This is a genomic window from Streptomyces sp. HUAS MS02 (assembly GCF_055702265.1).
Map to the genome: position 1 here is coordinate 3753410 of NZ_CM146747.1, position 20859 is coordinate 3774268.

A 20859-nucleotide genomic window follows, 5' to 3' on the forward strand; every position below is an offset into this window, starting at 1 on the left:
CGAGCCCGGCCGAACTCCCGTCAGACCTCTTCGACGCTGCTCGGCTCGCGCCGGGACAGGTCGATGCCGAGCTCCTCCGCAGCGCGGAAGACGTCCTCGTCGGTGTCGCGCATCTCGATGGACATGCCGTCCGAGGACAGCACCTCCACGTTGAGGCACAGGGACTGCATCTCCTTGATGAGCACCTTGAAGGACTCGGGGATGCCGGGCTCGGGGATGTTCTCGCCCTTGACGATGGCCTCGTAGACCTTCACGCGGCCGGTGACGTCGTCGGACTTGATGGTCAGCAGCTCCTGGAGGGCGTACGCGGCGCCGTAAGCCTCCAGCGCCCACACCTCCATCTCACCGAAGCGCTGGCCACCGAACTGGGCCTTACCACCCAGCGGCTGCTGGGTGATCATCGAGTACGGACCGGTCGAGCGGGCGTGCAGCTTGTCGTCGACCAGGTGGTGCAGCTTGAGGATGTACATGTACCCGATCGAGATCGGGTCCGGGAACGGCTCACCGGAGCGGCCGTCGAACAGCCTCGCCTTACCGGTCGGCTGCACCATGCGCTCGCCGTCGCGGTTCGGGATGGTGTGCTGGAGCAGACCCGCCAGCTCGTCCTCGCGGGCACCGTCGAAGACCGGGGTCGCGACGTTGGTGCCGGGGGCGACGGAGTCGGCGCCGATCGCCTGGAGGCGCTGCGCCCAGTCCTCGGCGAGACCGGAGACGTCCCAGCCGCGGCTGGCGAGCCAGCCGAGGTGGATCTCCAGGACCTGTCCCGGGTTCATTCGGGACGGGACACCCAGCGGGTTGAGGATGATGTCGACCGGGGTGCCGTCCTCCAGGAACGGCATGTCCTCGATCGGCAGGATCTTGGAGATGACACCCTTGTTGCCGTGCCGGCCGGCGAGCTTGTCACCATCGGTGATCTTGCGCTTCTGCGCCACGTACACGCGCACCAGCTGGTTGACACCGGGGGGAAGCTCGTCGCCCTCCTCGCGGTCGAAGACGCGGACGCCGATGACCTTGCCGGTCTCGCCGTGCGGCACCTTCAGCGAGGTGTCACGGACCTCACGGGCCTTCTCACCGAAGATCGCGCGGAGCAGGCGCTCCTCGGGGGTCAGCTCGGTCTCACCCTTGGGCGTGACCTTGCCGACGAGGATGTCACCGGCGATGACCTCGGCACCGATCCGGATGATGCCGCGCTCGTCGAGGTCGGCGAGGACCTCCTCGGAGACGTTCGGGATGTCCCGGGTGATCTCCTCGGGGCCGAGCTTGGTGTCACGGGCGTCGACCTCGTGCTCCTCGATGTGGATCGAGGAGAGGACGTCGTCCTGCACGAGGCGCTGCGACAGGATGATCGCGTCCTCGTAGTTGTGACCCTCCCACGGCATGAACGCGACGAGCAGGTTCTTGCCGAGCGCCATCTCGCCGTTCTGGGTGGCCGGACCGTCGGCGAGGACCTGGCCCTCGATGATCCGGTCGCCCTCGTTGACGATGACCTTCTGGTTGACCGAGGTGCCCTGGTTGGAGCGGGCGAACTTGGCCAGGCGGTACGTGATGTACGTGCCGTCGTCGTTGGCGGTGGTGATGTAGTCGGCGGAGACCTCCTGGACCACACCCGGCTTCTCGGCCTTGACCACGTCGCCGGCGTCGACGGCGGAGCGGTACTCCATGCCGGTGCCGACGAGCGGGGACTCGCTCTTGATGAGCGGCACGGCCTGACGCATCATGTTCGCGCCCATGAGGGCACGGTTGGCGTCGTCGTGCTCCAGGAAGGGGATCATGGCGGTCGCGACCGACACCATCTGGCGCGGCGAGACGTCCATGTAGTCCACGTCGTCACCGGCGACGTAGTCGACCTCGCCGCCACGGCGGCGGACCAGGACGCGGTTCTCGGTGAAGCGCAGTTCGTCGTTGAGCGTGGCGTTGGCCTGCGCGATGACGAAGCGGTCCTCCTCGTCGGCCGTCAGGTAGTCGACCTCGTCGGTGACCTGACCGTCGACGACCTTGCGGTACGGCGTCTCCACGAAACCGAACGCGTTGACGCGGCCGTAGGAGGCGAGCGAACCGATCAGACCGATGTTCGGGCCTTCGGGCGTCTCGATCGGGCACATGCGTCCGTAGTGGGACGGGTGCACGTCACGGACCTCGAAGCCGGCCCGCTCACGGGACAGACCACCCGGACCCAGCGCCGAGAGACGACGCTTGTGCGTCAGACCCGACAGCGGGTTGTTCTGGTCCATGAACTGCGACAGCTGGCTGGTGCCGAAGAACTCCTTGATGGAGGCGACGACCGGCCGGATGTTGATCAGGGTCTGGGGCGTGATCGCCTCGACGTCCTGGGTCGTCATGCGCTCGCGGACGACACGCTCCATACGCGCCAGACCCGTACGGACCTGATTCTGGATGAGCTCGCCGACGCTACGCAGACGACGGTTGCCGAAGTGGTCGATGTCGTCGGTCTCGACGACGATCGTCTGGCCGTTGTCGGCGGCCGTCTCGGTCTCGCCCGCGTGCAGCTTCACCAGGTACTTGATCGTCGAGATGACGTCCTCGACGGTCAGGACGCCCGCGTCGAGCGGAGCCTCCGCACCCAGCTTCTTGTTGACCTTGTAGCGGCCGACCTTCGCGAGGTCGTAGCGCTTGGGGTTGAAGTACAGGTTCTCAAGGAGCGTCTGCGCGGCCTCACGCGTGGGGGGCTCGCCCGGACGCAGCTTGCGGTAGATGTCGAGCAGCGCGTCGTCCTGGCCCTGGGTGTGGTCCTTCTCCAGGGTGGCGCGCATGGACTCGTACTCGCCGAACTCCTCCAGGATCTGCTCGGTGGTCCAGCCGAGGGCCTTGAGGAGGACGGTCACGGACTGCTTGCGCTTGCGGTCGATACGGACACCGACCATGTCGCGCTTGTCGATCTCCATCTCCAGCCAGGCACCCCGGGACGGGATGATCTTGGCGGAGAAGATGTCCTTGTCGGACGTCTTGTCGATCGAGGAGTCGAAGTAGACGCCCGGCGAACGGACCAGCTGCGACACGACGACACGCTCGGTGCCGTTGATGACGAAGGTGCCCTTGTTCGTCATGAGCGGGAAGTCGCCCATGAAGACCGTCTGGGACTTGATCTCACCGGTCTCGTTGTTGGTGAACTCGGCCGTGACGAAGAGCGGGGCGGCGTACGTGAAGTCGCGCTCCTTGCACTCGTCGATGCTGTTCTTCGGCGGCTCGAAGCGGTGGTCGCGGAAGGTCAGCGACATCGACCCGGAGAAGTCCTCGATCGGGGAGATCTCCTCGAAGATCTCCTCCAGACCGGACTTCGTGGGGACGTCCTGTCCGCTCTCGAGAGCCTCCTCGACCCGACTCTGCCAGGCGGTGTTCCCGAGCAGCCAGTCAAAGCTCTCGGTCTGCAGCGCGAGCAGGTTGGGAACCTCGAGGGGCTCCTTGATCTTTGCAAAGGAGATGCGCAGCGGGGCGGTGCTGGCGCCGTTGTTCGTATTCGCGGTCGAGGCGTTGCGCGAGGCGGCCAAGAGGGGGTCCTTCCGAGGGCTCGGACTCACTACGCGCGTACCGGCCCCCTCGACCGGGCGCGGAGATGGAAAGCCCCAGGTGAGGGACGTTCAATCGTCGGTGCTCGAGCGAGGGCATGCCCCTGGTGACGGGCAGGAGGCAGCTAACAGGCAGCGCAAAGGGTCAGTGTAGCCAGTTGGCCCACTGATGTCCAGTGCGGGTTTACGGACCCTCGGAAACCCTCGTTGTTCCTCAATACCTGCGGCAAGCCACGCCCTCGATGCACATCGATACTGCCCTCTTCGCCGTCGATCCATGCCTCGGAGTTCGGATCCGTGTGACGACGCGTCCTGAGAATTGCGCGCTGCGTGCAGTTCGTCAAGGCCCCCCATGCCCGAACCAGATGCTGCGATCGTCACTCGCGGCCGGTCACCAGGGGTGCTCGGAGGCACGACGAAGATCACCATACTCGCCGCCACCGACAGTGCAAGGCAGCCGTCACTCGACGTCCCGGAACGCCGAAAGGCGACCACCCACATGGGTGATCGCCCTTCGGTACGTCCGCGTTACAGCCCCGAGCCCGGAGCCTGGCGCGAGCGGGTCCGCAGTGGACCCGTGGGCCTTACTTGACCTCGACGGAGGCGCCGGCGCCCTTGAGGGACTCGGCGGCCTTCTCGGCGGCGTCCTTGGCGACCTTCTCGAGAACGGGCTTCGGGGCGCCGTCCACGAGGTCCTTGGCCTCCTTGAGGCCCAGGGAGGTCAGCTCACGCACGACCTTGATGACCTGGATCTTCTTGTCGCCGGCACCGGTGAGGATGACGTCGAACTCGTCCTTCTCCTCCTCCTGCGGGGCGGCGGGGCCACCCTGCGCCGGACCGGCGACGGCGACGGCCGCGGCGGCGGTGACGTCGAACTTCTCCTCGAACGCCTTCACGAACTCGGAGAGCTCGATGAGGGTCATCTCCTCGAACTGCGCGAGCAGGTCTTCCTGGCTGAGCTTCGCCATGATGGGCGATCCTTCCACTAATTCGGCAGGTGCCGGATGTATCGAAACGGCGGGCGTACTTACGGCCCGCTACGACCCGCGCCTCAGGCGACGCGGATCAATGCGCGAGCCGAATTACTCGGCACCGCCCTGCTCGTCCTGCTTGGCGCGAAGAGCGTCCACAGTGCGGACGAGCTTCGAGGGAAGCGCCTGGAAGAGCTGCGCAGTCTGGGACTGCTTGCCCTTGAAGGCACCCGCCAGCTTGGAGAGCAGAACCTCGCGGGACTCGAGGTCCGCAAGCTTCTTGATCTCGTCGGCGGACATCGCCTTGCCGTCAAGGACACCGCCCTTGATGACGAGGTTCGGGTTGTCCTTGGCGAAGTCACGAAGACCCTTCGCCGACGTCACCGGGTCACCGGTGATGAAGGCAACCGCCGTCGGACCGTTGAACAGGTCGTCGAGCGTCGAGATCCCGGCCTCGTTGGCCGCGATCTTGGTCAGCGTGTTCTTCACCACGGCGTACTGGGCGTCTTCACCGAGCGAACGGCGCAGGTTCTTCAGCTGCGCGACGGTGAGACCCCGGTACTCGGTCAGCACGGCAGCGTTCGAGCTACGGAACTGCTCCGTGAGCTCGGCCACCGCGGCAGCCTTGTCGGGCCTTGCCATAGAGCGTCGGCCTCCTTCCGGGTGATGAGGACCGCTCAGAAGGGGCTGAACAGAACGAAACGCCCCGGCGCAGGCGCACGGGGCGTAGCTCGACCGGACGAATTCCGTGCGGGCACGGAACCGGACCAGGAGCAACTTCCACAGTCACCTGCGCGGGTCGTCCGCGGTTCAGCGGATCCTTCGGCCACCGCGCCCTCTTGCAAGCGCACGGCAACGACCAGCGGTCTTTGGCTTCTCCGGAAGGTTAGATGACACACGACGTGTCAAGCAAATCCGCTCCCTGGGAGGCCGCGACTCAGCCGGATCCGGGGCGGCCCACCACCTCGTCGAGGTCCACGGTGTCGTCGGCCGCCGGGGGCTCGACGGACACGGACGGGTCGACGGCCAGGAAGGTGACGGTCATGTCGAGGGGCCCGGTGTCGACCCAGCGCCCCTTCTTGTCCAGCGTGCTGGTCTCCCCGCGCAGCCGGAACTGTCTGGTCCCGCCGTCCCCGTCGACCCAGAGCTCCATGTCGAGCGCGCTTCCGACCTTCAGGCCCAGCGCCCTGAACTGGTCGAAGCTGTTGGTCGCGAGGTCCCATGCCTTCTTGCCCTGGGCGGCCCCCTGGGCCGCCCTCAGCCCCTTGGCCGTGACCGTGCCCCGGTAGCGGGTGGTGCGGGTGCCGTCCACCGTCTCGGTGCCGGCCTCCCGCAGGTCCTCGGCGCCGTTCAGGATCGTGGACTGCACCAGCGGGCTGCCCTCCAGCTGCCGGGGCAGGACCCGATAGGACTGGTTGTCCACGCTGAGGCCACCCCACGCGGCCGGTGCCGCCCGCAGCCAGCGCCTGCCGGCGGTCTCCACCCCTACGAGCCCGGCGTCGCCGAGAGTTGCCTCGTCCAGCTCGGTGTACATGGCCTCGTCCACGAAGCGGATCTCGACGGAGCCCTCCTCGCTCGCCCCCAGCCCGGTCACTTCCATGCGCAGTACGGACGGCCGCACGCCCATGGACGCCTCGGCCCGCACCTTCCCGTGCCCGGGCAGCGTGCCCCTCACCCGGTACCGCAGCGACGCGACGTCCGTGGTCCGCTCGGCGGCCCGGGCCACGGCCTCGGCGGGTGTCTTCGGCTTCGCCTCGGCCTGCGCCTCCGTACCGCAGGCGGTGGCACCGCCGAGCAGCGCGGCCACGACGGCGACGCCGACCGCCCTGCGGCCATGTACGGAGCGTACGGAGCCGCGCGCGGCAAACCTCATGTGTCCCCCTGGTCCCTCACGCCCCACCTCTGTGGGACGGCTGGGACACTAGCGCCGCCCGGTCGTCTCTGTCCCGCGAATTCAGCTCGTCGGCAGGTGACTCATCAGGTCCTTGTAGTCGACCGTCTCGGCGGCCGGTGGCTCCTCGGTGGAGACGTCGACGCCGTAGTCGCTGTAGTGGACCGTGGAGTTCACCGTGCCGTTCGCGGTCTCGGCCTTCTCGACCTTCTTGACCAGCAGGTTGTCCTCGTCGATCCAGAGGTCGATGTCGACGGTGGTGATGCCGGCGGCCTTCAGCTGCTCCTCCAGCTGGGCCCGCATGTCCTCGCCGAGGTTCGCGTTCCGCTCCTGGAGGTCGGCGACGTCCACGGTTCCGGCGTAGTGCGTGGTCCGCTCTCCGCGGACGTCCTCCTCACCGACCTCCTCGACGTCGCCGGAGGCCAGCAGGAGCCGTACGGACTGGTTCGGTGTGACGCTCTTGAAGTGCTCCTGCACATAGGCGCCGGAGGCCCCGCCGATCATCTCGTCCATGTCCTCGTACGCGTACCGGATCCACCGCTTGCCGCCGTACCGGCCGGCGAACAGGTCGCCCATGTCCGCGTAGTAGGCGTCGGGCAGATAGCGGGCCTCGGTCGAGGTGATGCCCAGGCGGCGCATCTGGTCGGCCGCCTGGCCGCCGGTGTAGGTGATGGTCATCGTGCCGTCGAGGCCGTCGGCCCAGTCGACCTCGCCGTCCGCCTCGATGGACATCAGCTCGCCCAGGTCGCCGGTGGACTCGATCCTCGACGAGTCGGCGTCACGGGTGGAGGAGTCCGCGAGCTTCAGCGCCGCGAACGGATCGTCCCGGCCGTCCCCGTCCGAGTCCGGGGAGCCGCAGGCCACCACCCCCGTCAGCGCGGCCACCACCGCGAACGACACCGCCGTACGGCGACGCGTGCTCGTCCTGGTCATCCGTCCCCACCCCCCAGGGAGATTCATCGTGCTCCGCACACCAGGGCAGCACATGCGCGGGCGTATGCCCACCCGCACGCAGGAAAGGGACGAGCCCCGCACCTCGAAAGGTTGCGGGGCTCGTCCTCGGGCTGTGCGTCCGCGACGCGGCTGCCGGTGAGCGTCAGGCTCAGACGGCGGCCGGGTCCTCCTCGACGAGGAGGTTGCGGGTGCGGTTCGAGTCGACCGGAATGCCGGGGCCGATCGTGGTGCTGATCGCGGCCTTCTTGATGTAGCGACCCTTGGCGGCCGACGGCTTCAGACGGAGGATCTCCTCCAGCGCCGCGGCGTAGTTCTCCACCAGCTTGGTGTCGTCGAACGACGTCTTGCCGATGATGAAGTGCAGGTTCGAGTGCTTGTCGACGCGGAACTCGATCTTGCCGCCCTTGATGTCGTTGACGGCCTTCACGACGTCCGGGGTCACGGTGCCGGTCTTGGGGTTCGGCATGAGACCACGGGGACCGAGCACGCGGCCGAGGCGGCCGACCTTGCCCATGAGGTCCGGGGTGGCGACGACGGCGTCGAAGTCCAGACGGCCCTTCGCCACCTCGTCGATCAGTTCGTCGGAGCCGACGATGTCGGCGCCGGCGGCGGTCGCGGCCTCGGCACGGTCACCGGTCGCGAAGACCAGGACCCGGGCGGTCTTACCGGTGCCGTGCGGGAGGTTCACGGTGCCACGAACCATCTGATCGGCCTTGCGCGGGTCGACACCCAGACGGAAGGCGACCTCGACGGTGCCGTCGAACTTGGACGTGGAGGTCTCCTTGGCGAGACGGACGGCCTCGAGCGGGGCGTAGAGCTTGTCCCGGTCGACCTTGGCGTCCGCAGCGCGGAGAGCCTTGCTGCGCTTGCTCACAACTGCTCCTGTGTGTTCTGAAAGGAGTCGTGGTGTACGGGCCGAGCAGGCCCTACCACGTGCGGCTCCATGAGCCGCATGGTTCTACGAAGGTGGGGTTCAGCCCTCGACCGTGACGCCCATGGAACGCGCGGTACCGGCGATGATCTTCGCGGCGGCGTCCAGGTCGTTGGCGTTGAGGTCGGGCATCTTCGTCGTGGCGATCTCGCGGACCTGCGCCTCGGTGATCTTGGCGACCTTGGTCTTGTGCGGCTCGCCGGAGCCCTTCTCGATACCCGCGGCCTTGAGGATCATCTTGGCGGCCGGGGGCGTCTTGGTGACGAAGGTGAAGGAGCGGTCCTCGTAGACCGTGATCTCCACCGGGATGACCCACCCGCGCTGCGACTCGGTCGCGGCGTTGTAGGCCTTGCAGAACTCCATGATGTTGACGCCGTGCTGACCGAGCGCGGGGCCGACCGGCGGAGCCGGGTTGGCCGCGCCGGCCTGGATCTGGAGCTTGATGAGCCCCGTGACCTTCTTCTTCTTGGGAGGCATTACTCTCCGGGTCCTTTCGATTCGAGTGCGCCCTCATCCGGTTCGCGGCCAGATGAAGGCATACCGCACAACGATAGCGGGTACAGATGCGCGGCTAAAAACCGAGCAGGTCAGACAAGCTGCGGAGAGCTCGCCTGACCTGGTCGGAAGCGTGGGTTGCGTCGCTCCGGAGAACTCAGTTCTTCTGGATCTGGTCGAACGACAGCTCGACCGGAGTCTCGCGGCCGAAGATCTCCACGAGACCCTTGACCTTCTTCGAGTCCGCGTTGATCTCGTTGATCGTCGCCTGCAGCGTGGCGAACGGGCCGTCCGTGACGGTGACCGAGTCGCCGACCTCGAAGTCCAGCACCTGGACCTCGACCTTGCGGGCGGGCGCCGGCTTGCCCTCGGCCTCGGCGGCCTCACGGGCGGCCTTCTCCTCGGCCTCCGGCGCGAGCATCTTGACGATCTCGTCCAGGGTCAGCGGGTACGGGTCGTAGGCGTTGCCCACGAAGCCGGTGACACCGGGGGTGTTGCGGACGACGCCCCAGGACTCGTTCGTCAGGTCCATGCGGACGAGAACGTATCCGGGGAGCTTGTTCTGGCGGATCGTCTTGCGCTCGCCGTTCTTGATCTGCGCGACCTCTTCCTGCGGCACCTCGGCCTGGAAGATGAAGTCCTCGACGTTCAGCGAGACGGCACGCTGTTCGAGGTTGGTCTTCACGCGGTTCTCGTAACCGGCGTACGTGTGGATGACGTACCACTCGCCGGGCAGGGTCCGCAGTTCCTCGCGGAGGGCCTCGACGGGGTCGACCGGCGCGGTCTCCTCCTCGACGACCTCCTCGGTCGCCTCGTCCTCGTCCTCGTCGGCGTCCGCGTCGTCGGAGTCGTCCTCGACGTGCAGCGCCTCTTCCTCGGCCGGCTCCCCCGCCTCGGCCTCGGCAGCCTCGAACTCGTCGACGTCGCCCTCGGAGTCTGAGCCCTCGACGATGTCGAGTTCGTCGTCCACGGACTCGGCACCTTCACCGCGAGGCTCCATGGCGTCCTTCAGGTTCGGGTCAGACACGTGGCTGCTTCTTCCTGGATCATGGGGGTGGAACACGCGAAAGGGGCGCCAGGTAACGGCGCCCTTCGCTCTCGGCTCAGCCGAAGACGTACTTGGCGGCCTTGTCGAGGCCGAAGTCAATCACAGTAACAAGACCGATCATGATGACGACGAAGACGATGACCACCGTCGTGTAGGTCGTCAGCTGGGAGCGGGTCGGCCAGACGACCTTCCGCAGCTCCGCGACGATCTGGCGGTAGAAGAGCGCGAGGCGCTTCAGCGGGCCCTTCTTGGCACGCTTGCCGCCCTTGCGGGTCTTCTTCTTGTCCTCGGGCACCTCGTCCTGGGCATCAGGCGTGTCGATGGAGCCCACGGCGTCCGTCATTCATCCTCACCTGATTCCGGTCCGGGTCGTGGCCGTGCCGCGCCCGGTCTGAGCCGCACGGCGGAACATTGCTGTACGTACATGCGCACACATCCTGGCGTGAGGAGTGTGTAGCAGGGCCGGAGGGACTTGAACCCCCAACCGCTGGTTTTGGAGACCAGTGCTCTACCAATTGAGCTACGACCCTTTGCGGTTATCCCCCAACGTACCGCATCCGACCGAGTGCTCGGTGTGCACCTGGTGAGCGCGGCCGGTGAAGGCCAACGAGGACAGAGCATACGTGGTCCGAGGCCTGTCGTCGAACAGAAAGCGTCCGCAGGGGCGTTGCTCGTCGGAGATCGACTGTTTCCGGCCGCGGATACGGACGGTTGTTCCGTTGCTGTTCAGTCTGTGAAACCCGCGTGCCCGGCGCGTTTCCTGTCTGAAACGATGGGGTCCATGAGCCCTGCAACCCCTCCCACCGAGCGCCGGGTCTCCGCGCGCATCGGCGCGATCTCCGAGTCCGCCACCCTCGCCGTGGACGCCAAGGCCAAGGCCCTCAAGGCCGCCGGGCGCCCGGTGATCGGCTTCGGCGCCGGTGAGCCCGACTTCCCGACCCCGGACTACATCGTCGAGGCGGCCGTCGATGCCTGCAAGAACCCGAAGTACCACCGCTACACGCCGGCCGGCGGTCTGCCCGAGCTGAAGGCCGCGATCGCCGCGAAGACCCTGCGCGACTCCGGCTACGAGGTCGACGCGTCGCAGGTCCTCGTCACCAACGGCGGCAAGCAGGCCATCTACGAGGCGTTCGCCGCGATCCTCGACCCGGGCGACGAGGTCATCGTCCCCGCGCCGTACTGGACGACGTACCCGGAGTCGATCCGTCTCGCCGGCGGTGTCCCGGTCGAGGTCGTCGCCGACGAGACCACGGGCTACCGGGTCTCCGTCGAGCAGCTGGAGGCGGCCCGCACGGAGAACACGAAGGTCCTCCTCTTCGTCTCCCCGTCCAACCCGACCGGCGCGGTCTACACGCGCGCGCAGGTGGAGGAGATCGGCCGCTGGGCCGCCGAGAAGGGCCTGTGGGTCCTGACCGACGAGATCTACGAGCACCTGGTCTACGGCGACGCCGAGTTCCACTCGCTGCCGGTGGTCGTGCCCGAGCTCGCCGACAGGACGATCGTGGTCAACGGTGTCGCGAAGACGTACGCGATGACGGGCTGGCGCGTGGGCTGGGTCATCGGCCCGAAGGACGTCGTCAAGGCCGCGACCAACCTCCAGTCGCACGCCACGTCGAACGTCTCCAACGTGGCGCAGGTGGCCGCGCTGGCCGCCGTCTCCGGCGACCTGTCGGCCGTCGAGGAGATGAAGGAGGCCTTCGACCGCCGCCGCAAGACGATCGTGCGGATGCTCAACGAGATCGACGGCGTGTTCTGCCCGGAGCCCGAGGGCGCGTTCTACGCCTACCCCTCGGTGAAGGAGCTGATCGGCAAGGAGATCCGCGGCAAGCGCCCCCAGGACTCGGTCGAGCTGGCCGCGCTGATCCTGGAGGAGGCCGAGGTCGCGGTCGTCCCCGGCGAGGCCTTCGGCACCCCCGGCTATCTGCGTCTGTCGTACGCCCTGGGTGACGAGGATCTCGTCGAGGGCGTCTCCCGCGTGCAGAAGCTGCTGGCGGAGGCGACGGACTGACATCCCGAGCGTTCGAGGGCCCACATCCGGATTTCCGGATGTGGGCCCTTATTCATGTGTGCGAGCAAGACCACGTTCGAGGATTCCGCTACCGGGACGGCGTGGGCGTACGGCAGGATCGGGCGATGGAGCGTGTACGTGATCTCTCTGAACTGCCCAAGGCCCATCTGCATCTGCACTTCACCGGGTCGATGCGGCCCACGACCGTGCTGGAACTGGCCGACAAGTACGGGGTCCGGCTGCCCGAAGCGCTGACGGAGGCGCTGACCAGCGGGGAGCCGCCGAGACTGCGGGCGACGGACGAGCGCGGGTGGTTCCGTTTCCAGCGGCTGTACGACGCGGCGCGCTCGTGCGTCAGGGAGCCCGACGACATCCAGCGGCTGGTGCGGGAGGCCGCGGAGGAGGACGTCCGGGACGGTTCGGGCTGGCTGGAGATCCAGGTGGACCCGACGTCGTACGCGCCCCGGCTGGGCGGGCTGATCCCGGCGCTGGAGGTGATCCTGGACGCGGTCGACACGACGGCGCGGGAGACCGGGCTGGGGATGCGGGTGCTGGTGGCGGCGAACCGTATGAAGCACCCGTTGGACGCGCGCACGCTGGCCCGGCTCGCGGTGCGGTACGCGGACCGGGGTGTGGTCGGGTTCGGGCTCTCCAACGACGAACGCCGGGGCATGGCGCGGGACTTCGACCGGGCGTTCGCGATCGCCCGGGAGGGCGGCCTGCTGTCGGCGCCGCACGGTGGTGAGCTCACCGGCCCGTCGTCGGTGCGGGACTGCCTGGACGACCTGCACGCGAACCGGGTGGGTCACGGGGTGCGGGCGGCGGAGCACCCGCACCTGCTCAGGCGGCTCGCCGAGCAGCAGATCACCTGCGAGGTCTGCCCGGCCTCGAACGTGGCGCTCGGCGTCTACGAGAAACATGAGGACGTCCCCCTGCGGACGCTGTTCGACGCCGGGGTGCCGATGGCGCTCGGCGCGGACGACCCGCTGCTGTTCGGTTCCCGTCTCGCGGCCCAGTACGAGATCGCCCGCCGGCACCACGGCTTCACGGACGAGGAGCTGGCGGAGCTGGCCCGGCAGTCGATCCGGGGGTCGGCGGCCCCGGAGCAGGAGCGGAAGAAGCTGCTGGCCGGCGTGGACGACTGGCTCGCCACCCCGGCCGGGGCCGGGGTGGCCTAAGGCGTCAGGGACTTCCGGAACACGCCTCAGAGGCTGACGCCGACCGTCACCGGCTCGTTGACCAGGGTGATGCCGAAGGCGTCCCGGACTCCGGTGACGACCTCGCGGGCCAGGGCGAGCAGGTCCTCGGTGGTGGCGGCGCCCCGGTTGGTGAGGGCCAGGGTGTGCTTGGTGGAGATCCGGGCGGGCCCGGTGCCGTATCCCTTGGTGAAGCCGGCCTTGTCGATCAGCCAGGCGGCGGAGGTCTTGGTGTGGCCGTCGCCGGCGGCGTAGGCGGGCGGGGTGACGTCGTCCCCGAGGCGTTCGCGCACGCGCGCGTGGAAGGCGGCGTACTGCTCGTCGGTGAGGATCGGGTTGGTGAAGAACGATCCGGCGGACCAGGTGTCGTGGTCCTCGGGGTCGAGCACCATGCCCTTCCCGGCGCGCAGCTTCAGCACGGTCTCGCGGGCGTCGGCGAGGGGCACCCGGTCGCCGGGTTCGACGCCGAGCGTGCGGGCCGTCTCGGCGTACTTGATCGGCCCCGACAGGCCGCCCGCGTCCTCCAGTTCGAACCGGACCCGCAGGACGACGTAACGGTCCGGCTCGTCCTTGAAGCGGCTGTGGCGGTACGAGAAGGCGCACTCGGTGTTCGGGACGGTGACGGTCTCACGGGTGCGGCGGTCGTAGGCGACGACCTCGGTGATGGTGGAGGCGACCTCCTGGCCGTACGCGCCCACGTTCTGGATCGGTGTGGCGCCCGCGGAGCCGGGGATGCCGGCCAGGCACTCGATCCCGGCGAGCCCGGCCTCGACGGTCCGGGCGACCGCGTCGGTCCACACCTCGCCGGCGGCCAGCTCCAGCCGTGTCCCGTCGAGCGCGAAGCCCTTGGTGGCGATGACCAGTGCGGTTCCGGCGAAGCCCTGGTCCCCGATCACCAGGTTGGAGCCGCCGCCGATGAGCAGCAGCGGCGTGCCGGTGTCGTCGGCCTCGCGGACGGCGGCGACGACCTCGTCGTCGGTGGTCGCGGTGATCAGCCGGCGCGCGGGCCCGCCCAGCCGGAAGGTGGTCAGCGGGGCGAGGGGGGCGTCGTGGAGTTCCTGCACGGGCTCAAGAGTACGAGACCCCCGCACCGGGGAGGGGCGGGGGACCGTGGGGGTGCGGCCGTGCGGCGCGGGCCGTCAGGCCAGTCGGACGACCGCCCGGGACATGCCCAGGACCTTCTGGCCGCCGCTCATGGCCGTCAGGTCGACGCGGACGGTGCGGTCGTCGAGCTTGGCGCCGACCTTGGCGCTGACCTCGATGGTGGCGCCCTCGTCGTCGTTGGGGACGACCACGGGCTTGGTGAAGCGGACGCCGTACTCGACGACCGAGCCCGGGTCACCGGTCCAGTCGGTGACGACACGGATCGCCTCGGCCATGGTGAACATGCCGTGCGCGATGACGTCCGGGAGGCCGACCTCCTTGGCGAACTTCTCGTTCCAGTGGATCGGGTTGAAGTCGCCGGAGGCACCCGCGTACCGGACGAGGGTGGCGCGGGTCACGCCGAAGCTCTGGGCGGGCAGTTCGGTGCCGACCTCGACGTCGTCGTAGGAGATCTTCGCGGTCATCGGGTTCTCACGCCTCCTCGGCCGCGCGGGCCACGAGCTTGGTCCAGGCGGTCACGACGTGCTCGCCGGACTCGTCGTGGACCTCGCCGCGGATGTCCAGGATGTCGTTGCCCGCGAGGGACTTGATCGCCTCGATGGTCGAGGTGACGGTGAGGCGGTCACCGGCGCGCACGGGGCGCTTGTGGGCGAACTTCTGGTCGCCGTGCACCACCCGGCTGTAGTCGAGACCCAACTGGGGGTCCCGGACGACCTGCTCCGCCGCCTGGAAGGTGATCGAGAACACAAAGGTCGGCGGGGCGATCACGTCGGCGTACCCGAGCGCCTTGGCCGCCTCGGGGTCCGTGTAGACGGGGTTGGTGTCCCCCACGGCCTCCGCGAACTCGCGGATCTTCTCCCGGCCGACCTCGTAGGGGTCGGTGGGCGGGTAGGTACGCCCCACGAAGGACTGGTCGAGCGCCATGGGCTCGGCACCTCCTGGTTGCTGCGGATACGGCGGTACTGACCGGCACCGGCCGGGTACTGGCCGGTACTGGTCGATGTAACGACGCGAGGCCGCCCCCGATCACTCGGGGACGGCCTCGTGTACGAGCCTGATTTATCGCGTTTCGCGGTGCGCGGTGTGCGCGTTGCAACGCGGGCAGTGCTTCTTCATCTCCAGTCGGTCCGGGTTGTTACGCCGGTTCTTCTTGGTGATGTAGTTCCGCTCCTTGCACTCCACGCAGGCCAGCGTGATCTTCGGGCGGACGTCGGTGGCAGCCACGTGAGTGCTCCTTGACGAACGGATAGGACTGGTTTAACGCAAGAAAGAGTAGCCGATCGAAGGACCGACCCCGCAATCGGCTACTGTCAGTAGCGGTGACCGGACTTGAACCGGTGACACAGCGATTATGAGCCGCTTGCTCTACCGACTGAGCTACACCGCTGTGATGCGATCGGATCCCGCCTTGCGACGGGAACCTTTCACACCAGAGCCCCAATACGGAATCGAACCGTAGACCTTCTCCTTACCATGGAGACGCTCTGCCGACTGAGCTATTGGGGCGAGCGATGAAGACATTACACGCCCCACCGCCGATCGCCCAAATCCGTTTCCCGGCCCGCAACCATGGGTCGTCCGGGCGCCGTCCGCGGCTCGTCCACGGAGGTTCCCGCAGCCGCCGGGGAACTGCCGCCCGTCGCGTTTTCGCAGGCCGCGCGGGCCCCACGCACACCACCGCCCCCGGCTCTCCCGGCAGTCCCCCCGCCTCCCACCGGCCGTCGCCGTCCCCTCTCCCGGCAGGTGAACCGCTCCGGTACGACTATTGCGCTCCTCCGCGACGAGGGCGGGTGGCCCGCCTAGGCTCGACTCACTCTGCGTGATCTTGTAGCCCCAGGAGCGCGATGCCCGACAGCCAGCCGCAGCCGTCACCCTCCTCCTCCGGCCCGCCCTCGGGCCCGAACGAGGCCGGCGCCCTGCTGCTGTGCGGGGCGCGACTGACCGACGGCCGGGTGGTGGACGTCCGGCTGGGCGGCGGGCGGATCGAGGCGGTCGGCACGGCGGGCAGTCTGGGCCCCGGGCCCGCCACGTCCGGGGTGTCCGCCACCCGGGTGGACCTCGGCGGTCATCTGCTCCTGCCGGCCCCCGTCGAGCCGCACGCGCACGGCGACACGGCCCTGTCGGCCGACTTCGAGGGGCCCGTCCCGTACGACGACCTGGATGTCCAGCGGCGGGCCACCGAGGCCGCACTGCTGCAACTCGGGCACGGGGCCACGGCGTTGCGCTCGCACGTCCACGTGGGGGGTGTGCAGGGGCTGGGGGCACTGGCGGCGGTGCACGCCGCGCGGCGGGCGCTGCGCGGCCTCGTCGAGGTGCGGACGGTGGCGATGCCCCGGGTGCTGACCGGGGTGGCGGGGGCCGACGGGCTCGCGATCCTGCGGGACGCGGTGAAGATGGGGGCCTCCGTGGTCGGCGGCTGCCCGGACCTGGACCCCGATCCCACCGGGTACGTGGAGGCGGTCCTGGAGATCGCCTCCGAGCACGACTGCCCGGTCGACCTGCACACCGACGGCGACGACCCCGCCCGGCTCGCGCGGCTCGCGGCCATGGCGGGCGGCCTGCGGCCCGGTGTGACGCTCGGCCCGTGCGGCGGCCTCGCCCGCCTTCCCTCCCAGACCGCCGCCCGTGCCGCAGATCAGCTCGCGGCGGCCGGGGTGACCGTCGTCTGTCTCCCACAGGGCGGCTGCGGGACGGTGGACCGCCGGGGCACGGCCCCCGTACGGCTGCTGCGCGCGGCCGGCGTACGCGTCGCGGCGGGCAGCGGGGCGCTGCGGGACGTGTCGAACCCGGTCGGCCGCGGGGACCCCCTGGAAGCGGCGTATCTGCTTGCGTCCCGGTACGGGCTGCGGCCCGAGGAGGCGTACGACACCGTCAGCGGGGCGGCGCGTGCCGCGCTGGGGCTGCCCGAGGTGCGCGTGGAGGCCGGTTTCCCCGCCGAACTGCTCGCGGTGCGGGGTGCGCGGCTCTCGGGGGTCCTGTCGCTGGCGTACAGCCGGATCGTCGTGCACCGGGGGCGTGTGGTGGCGCGCACCAGCGCGGTACGCGAGTACTGCGGCACGGCGGCGGGCACGGCGCCGGAGCTGCCTCGGCAGGGGCGCGGGGAGCCGTCGTGAGGTCGCCTCGGCAGCCGTCCGGACTCCCCCGGCCGAGATGGGCGAGCCGGCTGGTGAGACGGGCCGCCGCACGCGCGCGCAGGGCGTTCTGATGTCCCGTGCGCGCAGGGCGTTGTCATGTCCCCGTGCGCGCAGGGCGTTTCATGTCCCCTGTCCCCACGCGCGCGTGCCCGGCCCGAAGCGAACCGGCGGCTCGCCGCCGGGTCAGATGGGGAACATCCCGCTGCCCAGCGGGCCGCCGAACTCCTCGACCGGGATCTCGGACGCGCCCTTGGGGGCGCTGATGTCGCCGGCCTTGCCGAAGGTGAGGACGAGCGGGGCCTTGACGCCCTTCGCGTCGTCGGCGAGGACCGCGAGGTCGGTCTCGATGCGGGTGAGGTCGCCGTTCTTGAGGGTGAAGTCGACCGCGACCTTCTTGTTCGGGGCGTCCTTCATGTCCTCGCCCGTGGGGAGTTCGGCGCCCGGCGGGAGGTCGCCCTCGATGGGCTGGAGCTTGTCGACGATCCCGGTGAGCAGGTCGCGGAAGTTGGCCTTGGCGGTGATGACCTCGGTGCCGTCCTCGCCGTTCTTGGTCTTGAAGTCGACCTCGCGGGCGACGACTCCGCGGACGGCGGAGAGGATCTTCTTCTGGGTCTTGGCGTCGAGTTCGCCGGAGCCGCCCGAGCCGGAGCCGGCACCCGCGTCCTCGGTGGCGTCCTGCAGGTCGGCCGTGTTGACCTTGACCCAGTCGCCCTCCAGGAGCGGCCGCATGTGCTGCTCATCCTCGGGGAGTTCGCCGAGCTCGTCGGCCGTCGGGAAGGGCATGCCCATGGCGTCGCCCATGGCCTGCATGTCGGCGCGGTAGTAGGTGTAGTCGCCGACGAGCCGGTACTCGGCGAACACCCCCTCCTCGCCCGAGATCTTCATGCCCATGCCGGTGACGTCCTTCTCTCCGGACGCGGCGAGCGGCTTCTTCGAGGTGACCGACACGTCGACGCGCAGCCCGGTGAAGAAGTCCGCCATCTCCGGCGGCACTTCCTCGCTGTCCTCGCCCATCAACGCGACGAGGTCGTCCGGGTCGGCGTCGAGCCGGATCCCGAAGGCCAGCGACTTCTGCTCGCCCAGCCGCTCGACGGCGTTGTCGACCTTCTGGCCCGCGGTCAGGTTCTGCACGGTCCCGCAGGCGGCCACCGTGACGAGGACGGCCGCGGCGCAGCCGACCCCGGTGAAGGCCCGGCCGGCCACGGGCGCCCCCGCGACGGATGCGCGCTTCACGGACGTACGTACGACGGTCGTGGGCGTGGCTTCAGGCATGGCTTCAGGCATGACGGTGATGGGTCCCCCCGTGAATTCCCGTGCTCGCCGGAACGGCGAACACGGTTGAGACACTCGGGACGGCCGAATGGTTGCGCGGCAAACGCGTCGGGTCGGGCGTACGGTCGGAAACATGCGCATTGTCATCGCTGGAGGTCATGGTCAGATCGCGTTGCGGCTGGAGCGGTTGCTCGCCGCGCGCGGTGACGAGGTCGCGGGGATCATCCGCCGCGCCGAACAGTCGGACGATCTACGCGCGGCCGGTGCCGAACCGGTGCTGTGCGATCTGGAGTCGGCGTCGGTGGAGGAGGTCGCCGCGCATCTGCAGGGCGCCGACGCGGCCGTGTTCGCGGCGGGCGCGGGTCCGGGCAGTGGAACGGCACGCAAGGACACGGTCGACCGCGGGGCGGCGGTCCTGTTCGCGGACGCCGCGGTACGCACGGGCGTACGACGTCACCTGGTCATCTCGTCCATGGGGGCGGATCCGGACCACGAGGGCGACGATGTCTTCGACGTGTACCTGCGGGCCAAGGGCCAGGCCGACGCCTATGTGCGCGGCCTGGACGCGCTGGACTGGACGATCCTGCGGCCCGGCATGCTGACCGACGACGCCGGCACGGGCCTCGTACGTCTGGCGGCGTCCACCGGGCGCGGTCCGATCCCCCGCGACGACGTGGCCGCGACGCTCGTCGAACTCCTCGACACCCCGGCGACGGCCGGCCTCACCCTGGAGCTGATCAGCGGTTCGACGCCGGTGTCGGTGGCGGTGAAGTCGGTGGCGGGCAACTGAGGGGACGGGCACTTGAGGGGACGGGGCGCCCGGGCCGGCCGCTGACGGATCCCTGGGAGCATTGGGAACGGATTCCTGGGATCCCTGGGGATCATTGGGATCAGAAGAGGGGCAGCTGACCGGGGAACTCGGGGACGACGAAACCGTCGAGCGCGGGCTGGGCGGCCCCCAGCTGGGCCGGCCTGCGCGACCCGGGACACGACACGAGTTCCCCGCTCGCCCCCGGCGGATCGTGCCGCGCGAACCGCCCCGCCACGACGGCGATCTCACGACGGCACTCGGGGCAGTTCCTGCGACGCGATGACATGCGGTCAGTGTGCCTGGCCACCGGAGGCCCTGACCGGATCCGCACGCACCGCACACACGAAGAAGCCCCTCCCGAACTGCTCTCACAGTCCGGAAGGGGCTTCCCTCCACGTGGCGGCGCCAGGATTCGAACCTGGGTAGGCTAAGCCGACGGATTTACAGTCCGCTCCCATTGGCCACTCGGGCACACCGCCTGGGATTTGTCGTCCTTCGAACCGCTTTTCGGCGGCGCTCCGTGGCGACGTCGTAAACGATACCTGATGCTCGGGGGTGCTTCGCCACCTGATTGATCAGTGCGCGCGGGGGCTGGGTGGCTAGGCTTGTCGCCTCCCGTTTCACCGATACAAGGAGCCACAGGACATGGCCGACTCCAGTTTCGACATCGTCTCGAAGGTCGAGCGGCAGGAGGTCGACAACGCCCTCAACCAGGCCGCCAAGGAGATCTCGCAGCGCTACGACTTCAAGGGCGTCGGCGCCTCGATCTCGTGGTCCGGCGAGAAGATCCTCATGGAGGCGAACTCCGAGGACCGGGTGAAGGCCATCCTCGACGTCTTCCAGTCCAAGCTGATCAAGCGAGGGATCTCCCTGAAGTCGCTGGACGCGGGTGAGCCCCAGCTGTCCGGCAAGGAGTACAAGATCTTCGCCTCGATCGAGGAGGGCATCTCCCAGGAGAACGCCAAGAAGGTGGCGAAGATCATTCGCGACGAGGGTCCCAAGGGCGTCAAGGCCCAGGTCCAGGGTGACGAGCTCCGCGTCAGCTCCAAGAGCCGCGACGACCTCCAGGCCGTGATCGCCCTGCTCAAGGGCAAGGACTTCGACTTCGCGGTGCAGTTCGTCAACTACCGGTGACGAGCGGCCCGTAGCTCCCGTAGGTACGAGGAAGGGTGGGCTGCACGGTTCGCCGTGCAGCCCACCCTTTCGTGTGTGTCCCCGGCGCGGGCGCGCGGTCAGCGGCGGGAGTGGCCGAACAGGATGCGGTAGGCGATCAGCAGGACCAGGGAGCCGCCGATCGCTGCCGCCCAGGTCGCGCCGTCGTAGAAGTTCTCGGAGATCGGGTGGTCCAGCCAGCGGGCGGAGATCCAGCCGCCGATGAAGGCGCCCGCGACGCCGATGAGGGTCGTGCCGATGAAGCCGCCCGGGTCGCGGCCCGGCAGCAGGAACTTGGCGATGGCTCCGGCCAACAGCCCCAAGACGATCCAGCCGATGATGCTCATGCCGTGCACCTGCCCTTTCGT

General features: G+C 68.9%; 21 protein-coding genes and 4 tRNA genes. 5 read left to right on the top strand and 20 right to left on the bottom strand.

Annotated elements, in window-relative coordinates:
* Positions 1–20: 20 nt before the first annotated feature.
* From rpoB to ACZ9QC_RS16015, 10 genes are all read right to left on the bottom strand, one after another.
* On the bottom strand, positions 21–3506 hold the full coding sequence (gene rpoB / locus ACZ9QC_RS15970) for a DNA-directed RNA polymerase subunit beta (protein WP_472920728.1): 3486 nt from the start codon (positions 3504–3506) through the stop codon (positions 21–23).
* 602 nt (positions 3507–4108) lie between these two features.
* Positions 4109–4492: a 50S ribosomal protein L7/L12 gene (rplL, locus tag ACZ9QC_RS15975; protein WP_472920729.1), complete on the bottom strand. Its 384-nt coding sequence runs from the start codon at positions 4490–4492 to the stop codon at positions 4109–4111.
* Positions 4493–4606: 114 nt separating this feature from the next.
* Positions 4607–5137 carry a 50S ribosomal protein L10 gene (gene rplJ / locus ACZ9QC_RS15980; protein ID WP_215448516.1) on the bottom strand — a complete coding sequence of 177 codons (531 nt, stop codon included), beginning with the start codon at positions 5135–5137 and terminating at the stop codon, positions 4607–4609.
* Between the two features lie 295 nt (positions 5138–5432).
* Positions 5433–6368: an SCO4651 family lipoprotein gene (locus ACZ9QC_RS15985; RefSeq protein WP_472920730.1), complete on the bottom strand. Its 936-nt coding sequence runs from the start codon at positions 6366–6368 to the stop codon at positions 5433–5435.
* Between the two features lie 81 nt (positions 6369–6449).
* The gene (locus tag ACZ9QC_RS15990) at positions 6450–7319 is read right to left on the bottom strand and encodes an SCO4651 family lipoprotein (RefSeq protein ID WP_472920731.1); all 870 of its coding nucleotides are present in this window, start codon (positions 7317–7319) and stop codon (positions 6450–6452) included.
* Between the two features lie 169 nt (positions 7320–7488).
* The gene (gene rplA, locus ACZ9QC_RS15995) at positions 7489–8214 is read right to left on the bottom strand and encodes a 50S ribosomal protein L1 (RefSeq protein WP_184904681.1); all 726 of its coding nucleotides are present in this window, start codon (positions 8212–8214) and stop codon (positions 7489–7491) included.
* A gap of 99 nt (positions 8215–8313) precedes the next feature.
* Positions 8314–8748 (bottom strand): 50S ribosomal protein L11, encoded by a 435-nt coding sequence (gene rplK, locus ACZ9QC_RS16000; RefSeq protein ID WP_033528316.1) that lies wholly within the window; start codon positions 8746–8748, stop codon positions 8314–8316.
* Positions 8749–8923: 175 nt separating this feature from the next.
* Entirely contained in the window at positions 8924–9793 is an 870-nt protein-coding gene (nusG, locus tag ACZ9QC_RS16005; protein WP_472920732.1) for a transcription termination/antitermination protein NusG, read from the bottom strand.
* A gap of 76 nt (positions 9794–9869) precedes the next feature.
* Positions 9870–10157, bottom strand: coding sequence for a preprotein translocase subunit SecE (gene secE, locus ACZ9QC_RS16010; protein ID WP_033528314.1), 288 nt, complete (start codon positions 10155–10157; stop codon positions 9870–9872).
* A gap of 114 nt (positions 10158–10271) precedes the next feature.
* A tRNA-Trp gene (locus ACZ9QC_RS16015) sits at positions 10272–10344 on the bottom strand.
* A gap of 251 nt (positions 10345–10595) precedes the next feature.
* On the opposite strand from ACZ9QC_RS16015, the gene ACZ9QC_RS16020 reads away from it, so the two are divergent.
* Both ACZ9QC_RS16020 and ACZ9QC_RS16025 read left to right on the top strand, forming a co-directional pair.
* Positions 10596–11822: a pyridoxal phosphate-dependent aminotransferase gene (locus ACZ9QC_RS16020; RefSeq protein WP_472920733.1), complete on the top strand. Its 1227-nt coding sequence runs from the start codon at positions 10596–10598 to the stop codon at positions 11820–11822.
* 125 nt (positions 11823–11947) lie between these two features.
* Positions 11948–13000 carry an adenosine deaminase gene (locus ACZ9QC_RS16025; RefSeq protein ID WP_472920734.1) on the top strand — a complete coding sequence of 351 codons (1053 nt, stop codon included), beginning with the start codon at positions 11948–11950 and terminating at the stop codon, positions 12998–13000.
* Between the two features lie 26 nt (positions 13001–13026).
* Here the strand turns inward: ACZ9QC_RS16025 and ACZ9QC_RS16030 are convergent, their stop codons facing one another.
* From ACZ9QC_RS16030 to ACZ9QC_RS16055, 6 genes are all read right to left on the bottom strand, one after another.
* Complete coding sequence (locus ACZ9QC_RS16030; protein WP_472920735.1) at positions 13027–14082, bottom strand: UDP-N-acetylmuramate dehydrogenase; 1056 nt, start codon at positions 14080–14082, stop codon at positions 13027–13029.
* Between the two features lie 75 nt (positions 14083–14157).
* A complete protein-coding gene (locus tag ACZ9QC_RS16035; RefSeq protein WP_472920736.1) occupies positions 14158–14586 on the bottom strand; it encodes a MaoC family dehydratase in 429 nt (142 codons plus the stop codon).
* Positions 14587–14593: 7 nt separating this feature from the next.
* Positions 14594–15046, bottom strand: coding sequence for an FAS1-like dehydratase domain-containing protein (locus tag ACZ9QC_RS16040; protein WP_472920737.1), 453 nt, complete (start codon positions 15044–15046; stop codon positions 14594–14596).
* 135 nt (positions 15047–15181) lie between these two features.
* Entirely contained in the window at positions 15182–15346 is a 165-nt protein-coding gene (rpmG, locus tag ACZ9QC_RS16045; RefSeq protein WP_003948671.1) for a 50S ribosomal protein L33, read from the bottom strand.
* A 90-nt stretch (positions 15347–15436) separates the two neighbouring features.
* Positions 15437–15509, bottom strand: a tRNA-Met gene (locus ACZ9QC_RS16050).
* Positions 15510–15555: 46 nt separating this feature from the next.
* Positions 15556–15628: transfer RNA gene (locus tag ACZ9QC_RS16055), tRNA-Thr, on the bottom strand.
* Between the two features lie 338 nt (positions 15629–15966).
* Here ACZ9QC_RS16055 and ACZ9QC_RS16060 point away from each other — a divergent pair.
* Positions 15967–17235 (top strand): amidohydrolase family protein, encoded by a 1269-nt coding sequence (locus tag ACZ9QC_RS16060; protein ID WP_472920738.1) that lies wholly within the window; start codon positions 15967–15969, stop codon positions 17233–17235.
* A gap of 204 nt (positions 17236–17439) precedes the next feature.
* Here the strand turns inward: ACZ9QC_RS16060 and ACZ9QC_RS16065 are convergent, their stop codons facing one another.
* Complete coding sequence (locus ACZ9QC_RS16065; protein ID WP_472920739.1) at positions 17440–18528, bottom strand: hypothetical protein; 1089 nt, start codon at positions 18526–18528, stop codon at positions 17440–17442.
* A 133-nt stretch (positions 18529–18661) separates the two neighbouring features.
* Between ACZ9QC_RS16065 and ACZ9QC_RS16070 the strand changes: the two genes are divergently transcribed.
* Positions 18662–19318, top strand: coding sequence for an SDR family oxidoreductase (locus ACZ9QC_RS16070; protein WP_472920740.1), 657 nt, complete (start codon positions 18662–18664; stop codon positions 19316–19318).
* Between the two features lie 100 nt (positions 19319–19418).
* Here ACZ9QC_RS16070 and ACZ9QC_RS16075 read toward each other — a convergent pair whose 3' ends face one another.
* Positions 19419–19625, bottom strand: coding sequence for a hypothetical protein (locus ACZ9QC_RS16075; RefSeq protein ID WP_230219536.1), 207 nt, complete (start codon positions 19623–19625; stop codon positions 19419–19421).
* Positions 19626–19736: 111 nt separating this feature from the next.
* Positions 19737–19818 (bottom strand) — tRNA-Tyr (locus ACZ9QC_RS16080).
* A gap of 166 nt (positions 19819–19984) precedes the next feature.
* Here ACZ9QC_RS16080 and ACZ9QC_RS16085 point away from each other — a divergent pair.
* Positions 19985–20473, top strand: coding sequence for a YajQ family cyclic di-GMP-binding protein (locus tag ACZ9QC_RS16085; RefSeq protein ID WP_215448505.1), 489 nt, complete (start codon positions 19985–19987; stop codon positions 20471–20473).
* Between the two features lie 98 nt (positions 20474–20571).
* On the opposite strand, the gene ACZ9QC_RS16090 is transcribed toward ACZ9QC_RS16085, so the two are convergent.
* Positions 20572–20838, bottom strand: a complete 267-nt coding sequence (locus ACZ9QC_RS16090; protein WP_060883639.1) for a GlsB/YeaQ/YmgE family stress response membrane protein — start codon at positions 20836–20838, stop codon at positions 20572–20574.
* Between the last annotated feature and the right edge of the window lie 21 nt (positions 20839–20859).

Excerpts from the sequence above, each read along its gene's own strand:
- rplJ (WP_215448516.1), bottom strand. The coding sequence starts at position 5,137 with ATGGCAAGGCCCGACAAGGCTGCCGCGGTGGCCGAGCTCACGGAGCAG.
- rplL (WP_472920729.1), bottom strand. The coding sequence starts at position 4,492 with ATGGCGAAGCTCAGCCAGGAAGACCTGCTCGCGCAGTTCGAGGAGATG.
- ACZ9QC_RS16020 (WP_472920733.1), top strand. The coding sequence starts at position 10,596 with ATGAGCCCTGCAACCCCTCCCACCGAGCGCCGGGTCTCCGCGCGCATC.
- ACZ9QC_RS16070 (WP_472920740.1), top strand. The coding sequence starts at position 18,662 with ATGCGCATTGTCATCGCTGGAGGTCATGGTCAGATCGCGTTGCGGCTG.
- ACZ9QC_RS16090 (WP_060883639.1), bottom strand. The coding sequence starts at position 20,838 with ATGAGCATCATCGGCTGGATCGTCTTGGGGCTGTTGGCCGGAGCCATC.
- rplK (WP_033528316.1), bottom strand. The coding sequence starts at position 8,748 with ATGCCTCCCAAGAAGAAGAAGGTCACGGGGCTCATCAAGCTCCAGATC.
- ACZ9QC_RS16025 (WP_472920734.1), top strand. The coding sequence starts at position 11,948 with ATGGAGCGTGTACGTGATCTCTCTGAACTGCCCAAGGCCCATCTGCAT.
- ACZ9QC_RS16085 (WP_215448505.1), top strand. The coding sequence starts at position 19,985 with ATGGCCGACTCCAGTTTCGACATCGTCTCGAAGGTCGAGCGGCAGGAG.
- ACZ9QC_RS16035 (WP_472920736.1), bottom strand. The coding sequence starts at position 14,586 with ATGACCGCGAAGATCTCCTACGACGACGTCGAGGTCGGCACCGAACTG.
- ACZ9QC_RS15985 (WP_472920730.1), bottom strand. The coding sequence starts at position 6,368 with ATGAGGTTTGCCGCGCGCGGCTCCGTACGCTCCGTACATGGCCGCAGG.
- ACZ9QC_RS16060 (WP_472920738.1), top strand. The coding sequence starts at position 15,967 with ATGCCCGACAGCCAGCCGCAGCCGTCACCCTCCTCCTCCGGCCCGCCC.
- ACZ9QC_RS16065 (WP_472920739.1), bottom strand. The coding sequence starts at position 18,528 with ATGCCTGAAGCCACGCCCACGACCGTCGTACGTACGTCCGTGAAGCGC.
- ACZ9QC_RS16040 (WP_472920737.1), bottom strand. The coding sequence starts at position 15,046 with ATGGCGCTCGACCAGTCCTTCGTGGGGCGTACCTACCCGCCCACCGAC.
- ACZ9QC_RS16075 (WP_230219536.1), bottom strand. The coding sequence starts at position 19,625 with ATGTCATCGCGTCGCAGGAACTGCCCCGAGTGCCGTCGTGAGATCGCC.
- ACZ9QC_RS15990 (WP_472920731.1), bottom strand. The coding sequence starts at position 7,319 with ATGACCAGGACGAGCACGCGTCGCCGTACGGCGGTGTCGTTCGCGGTG.
- secE (WP_033528314.1), bottom strand. The coding sequence starts at position 10,157 with ATGACGGACGCCGTGGGCTCCATCGACACGCCTGATGCCCAGGACGAG.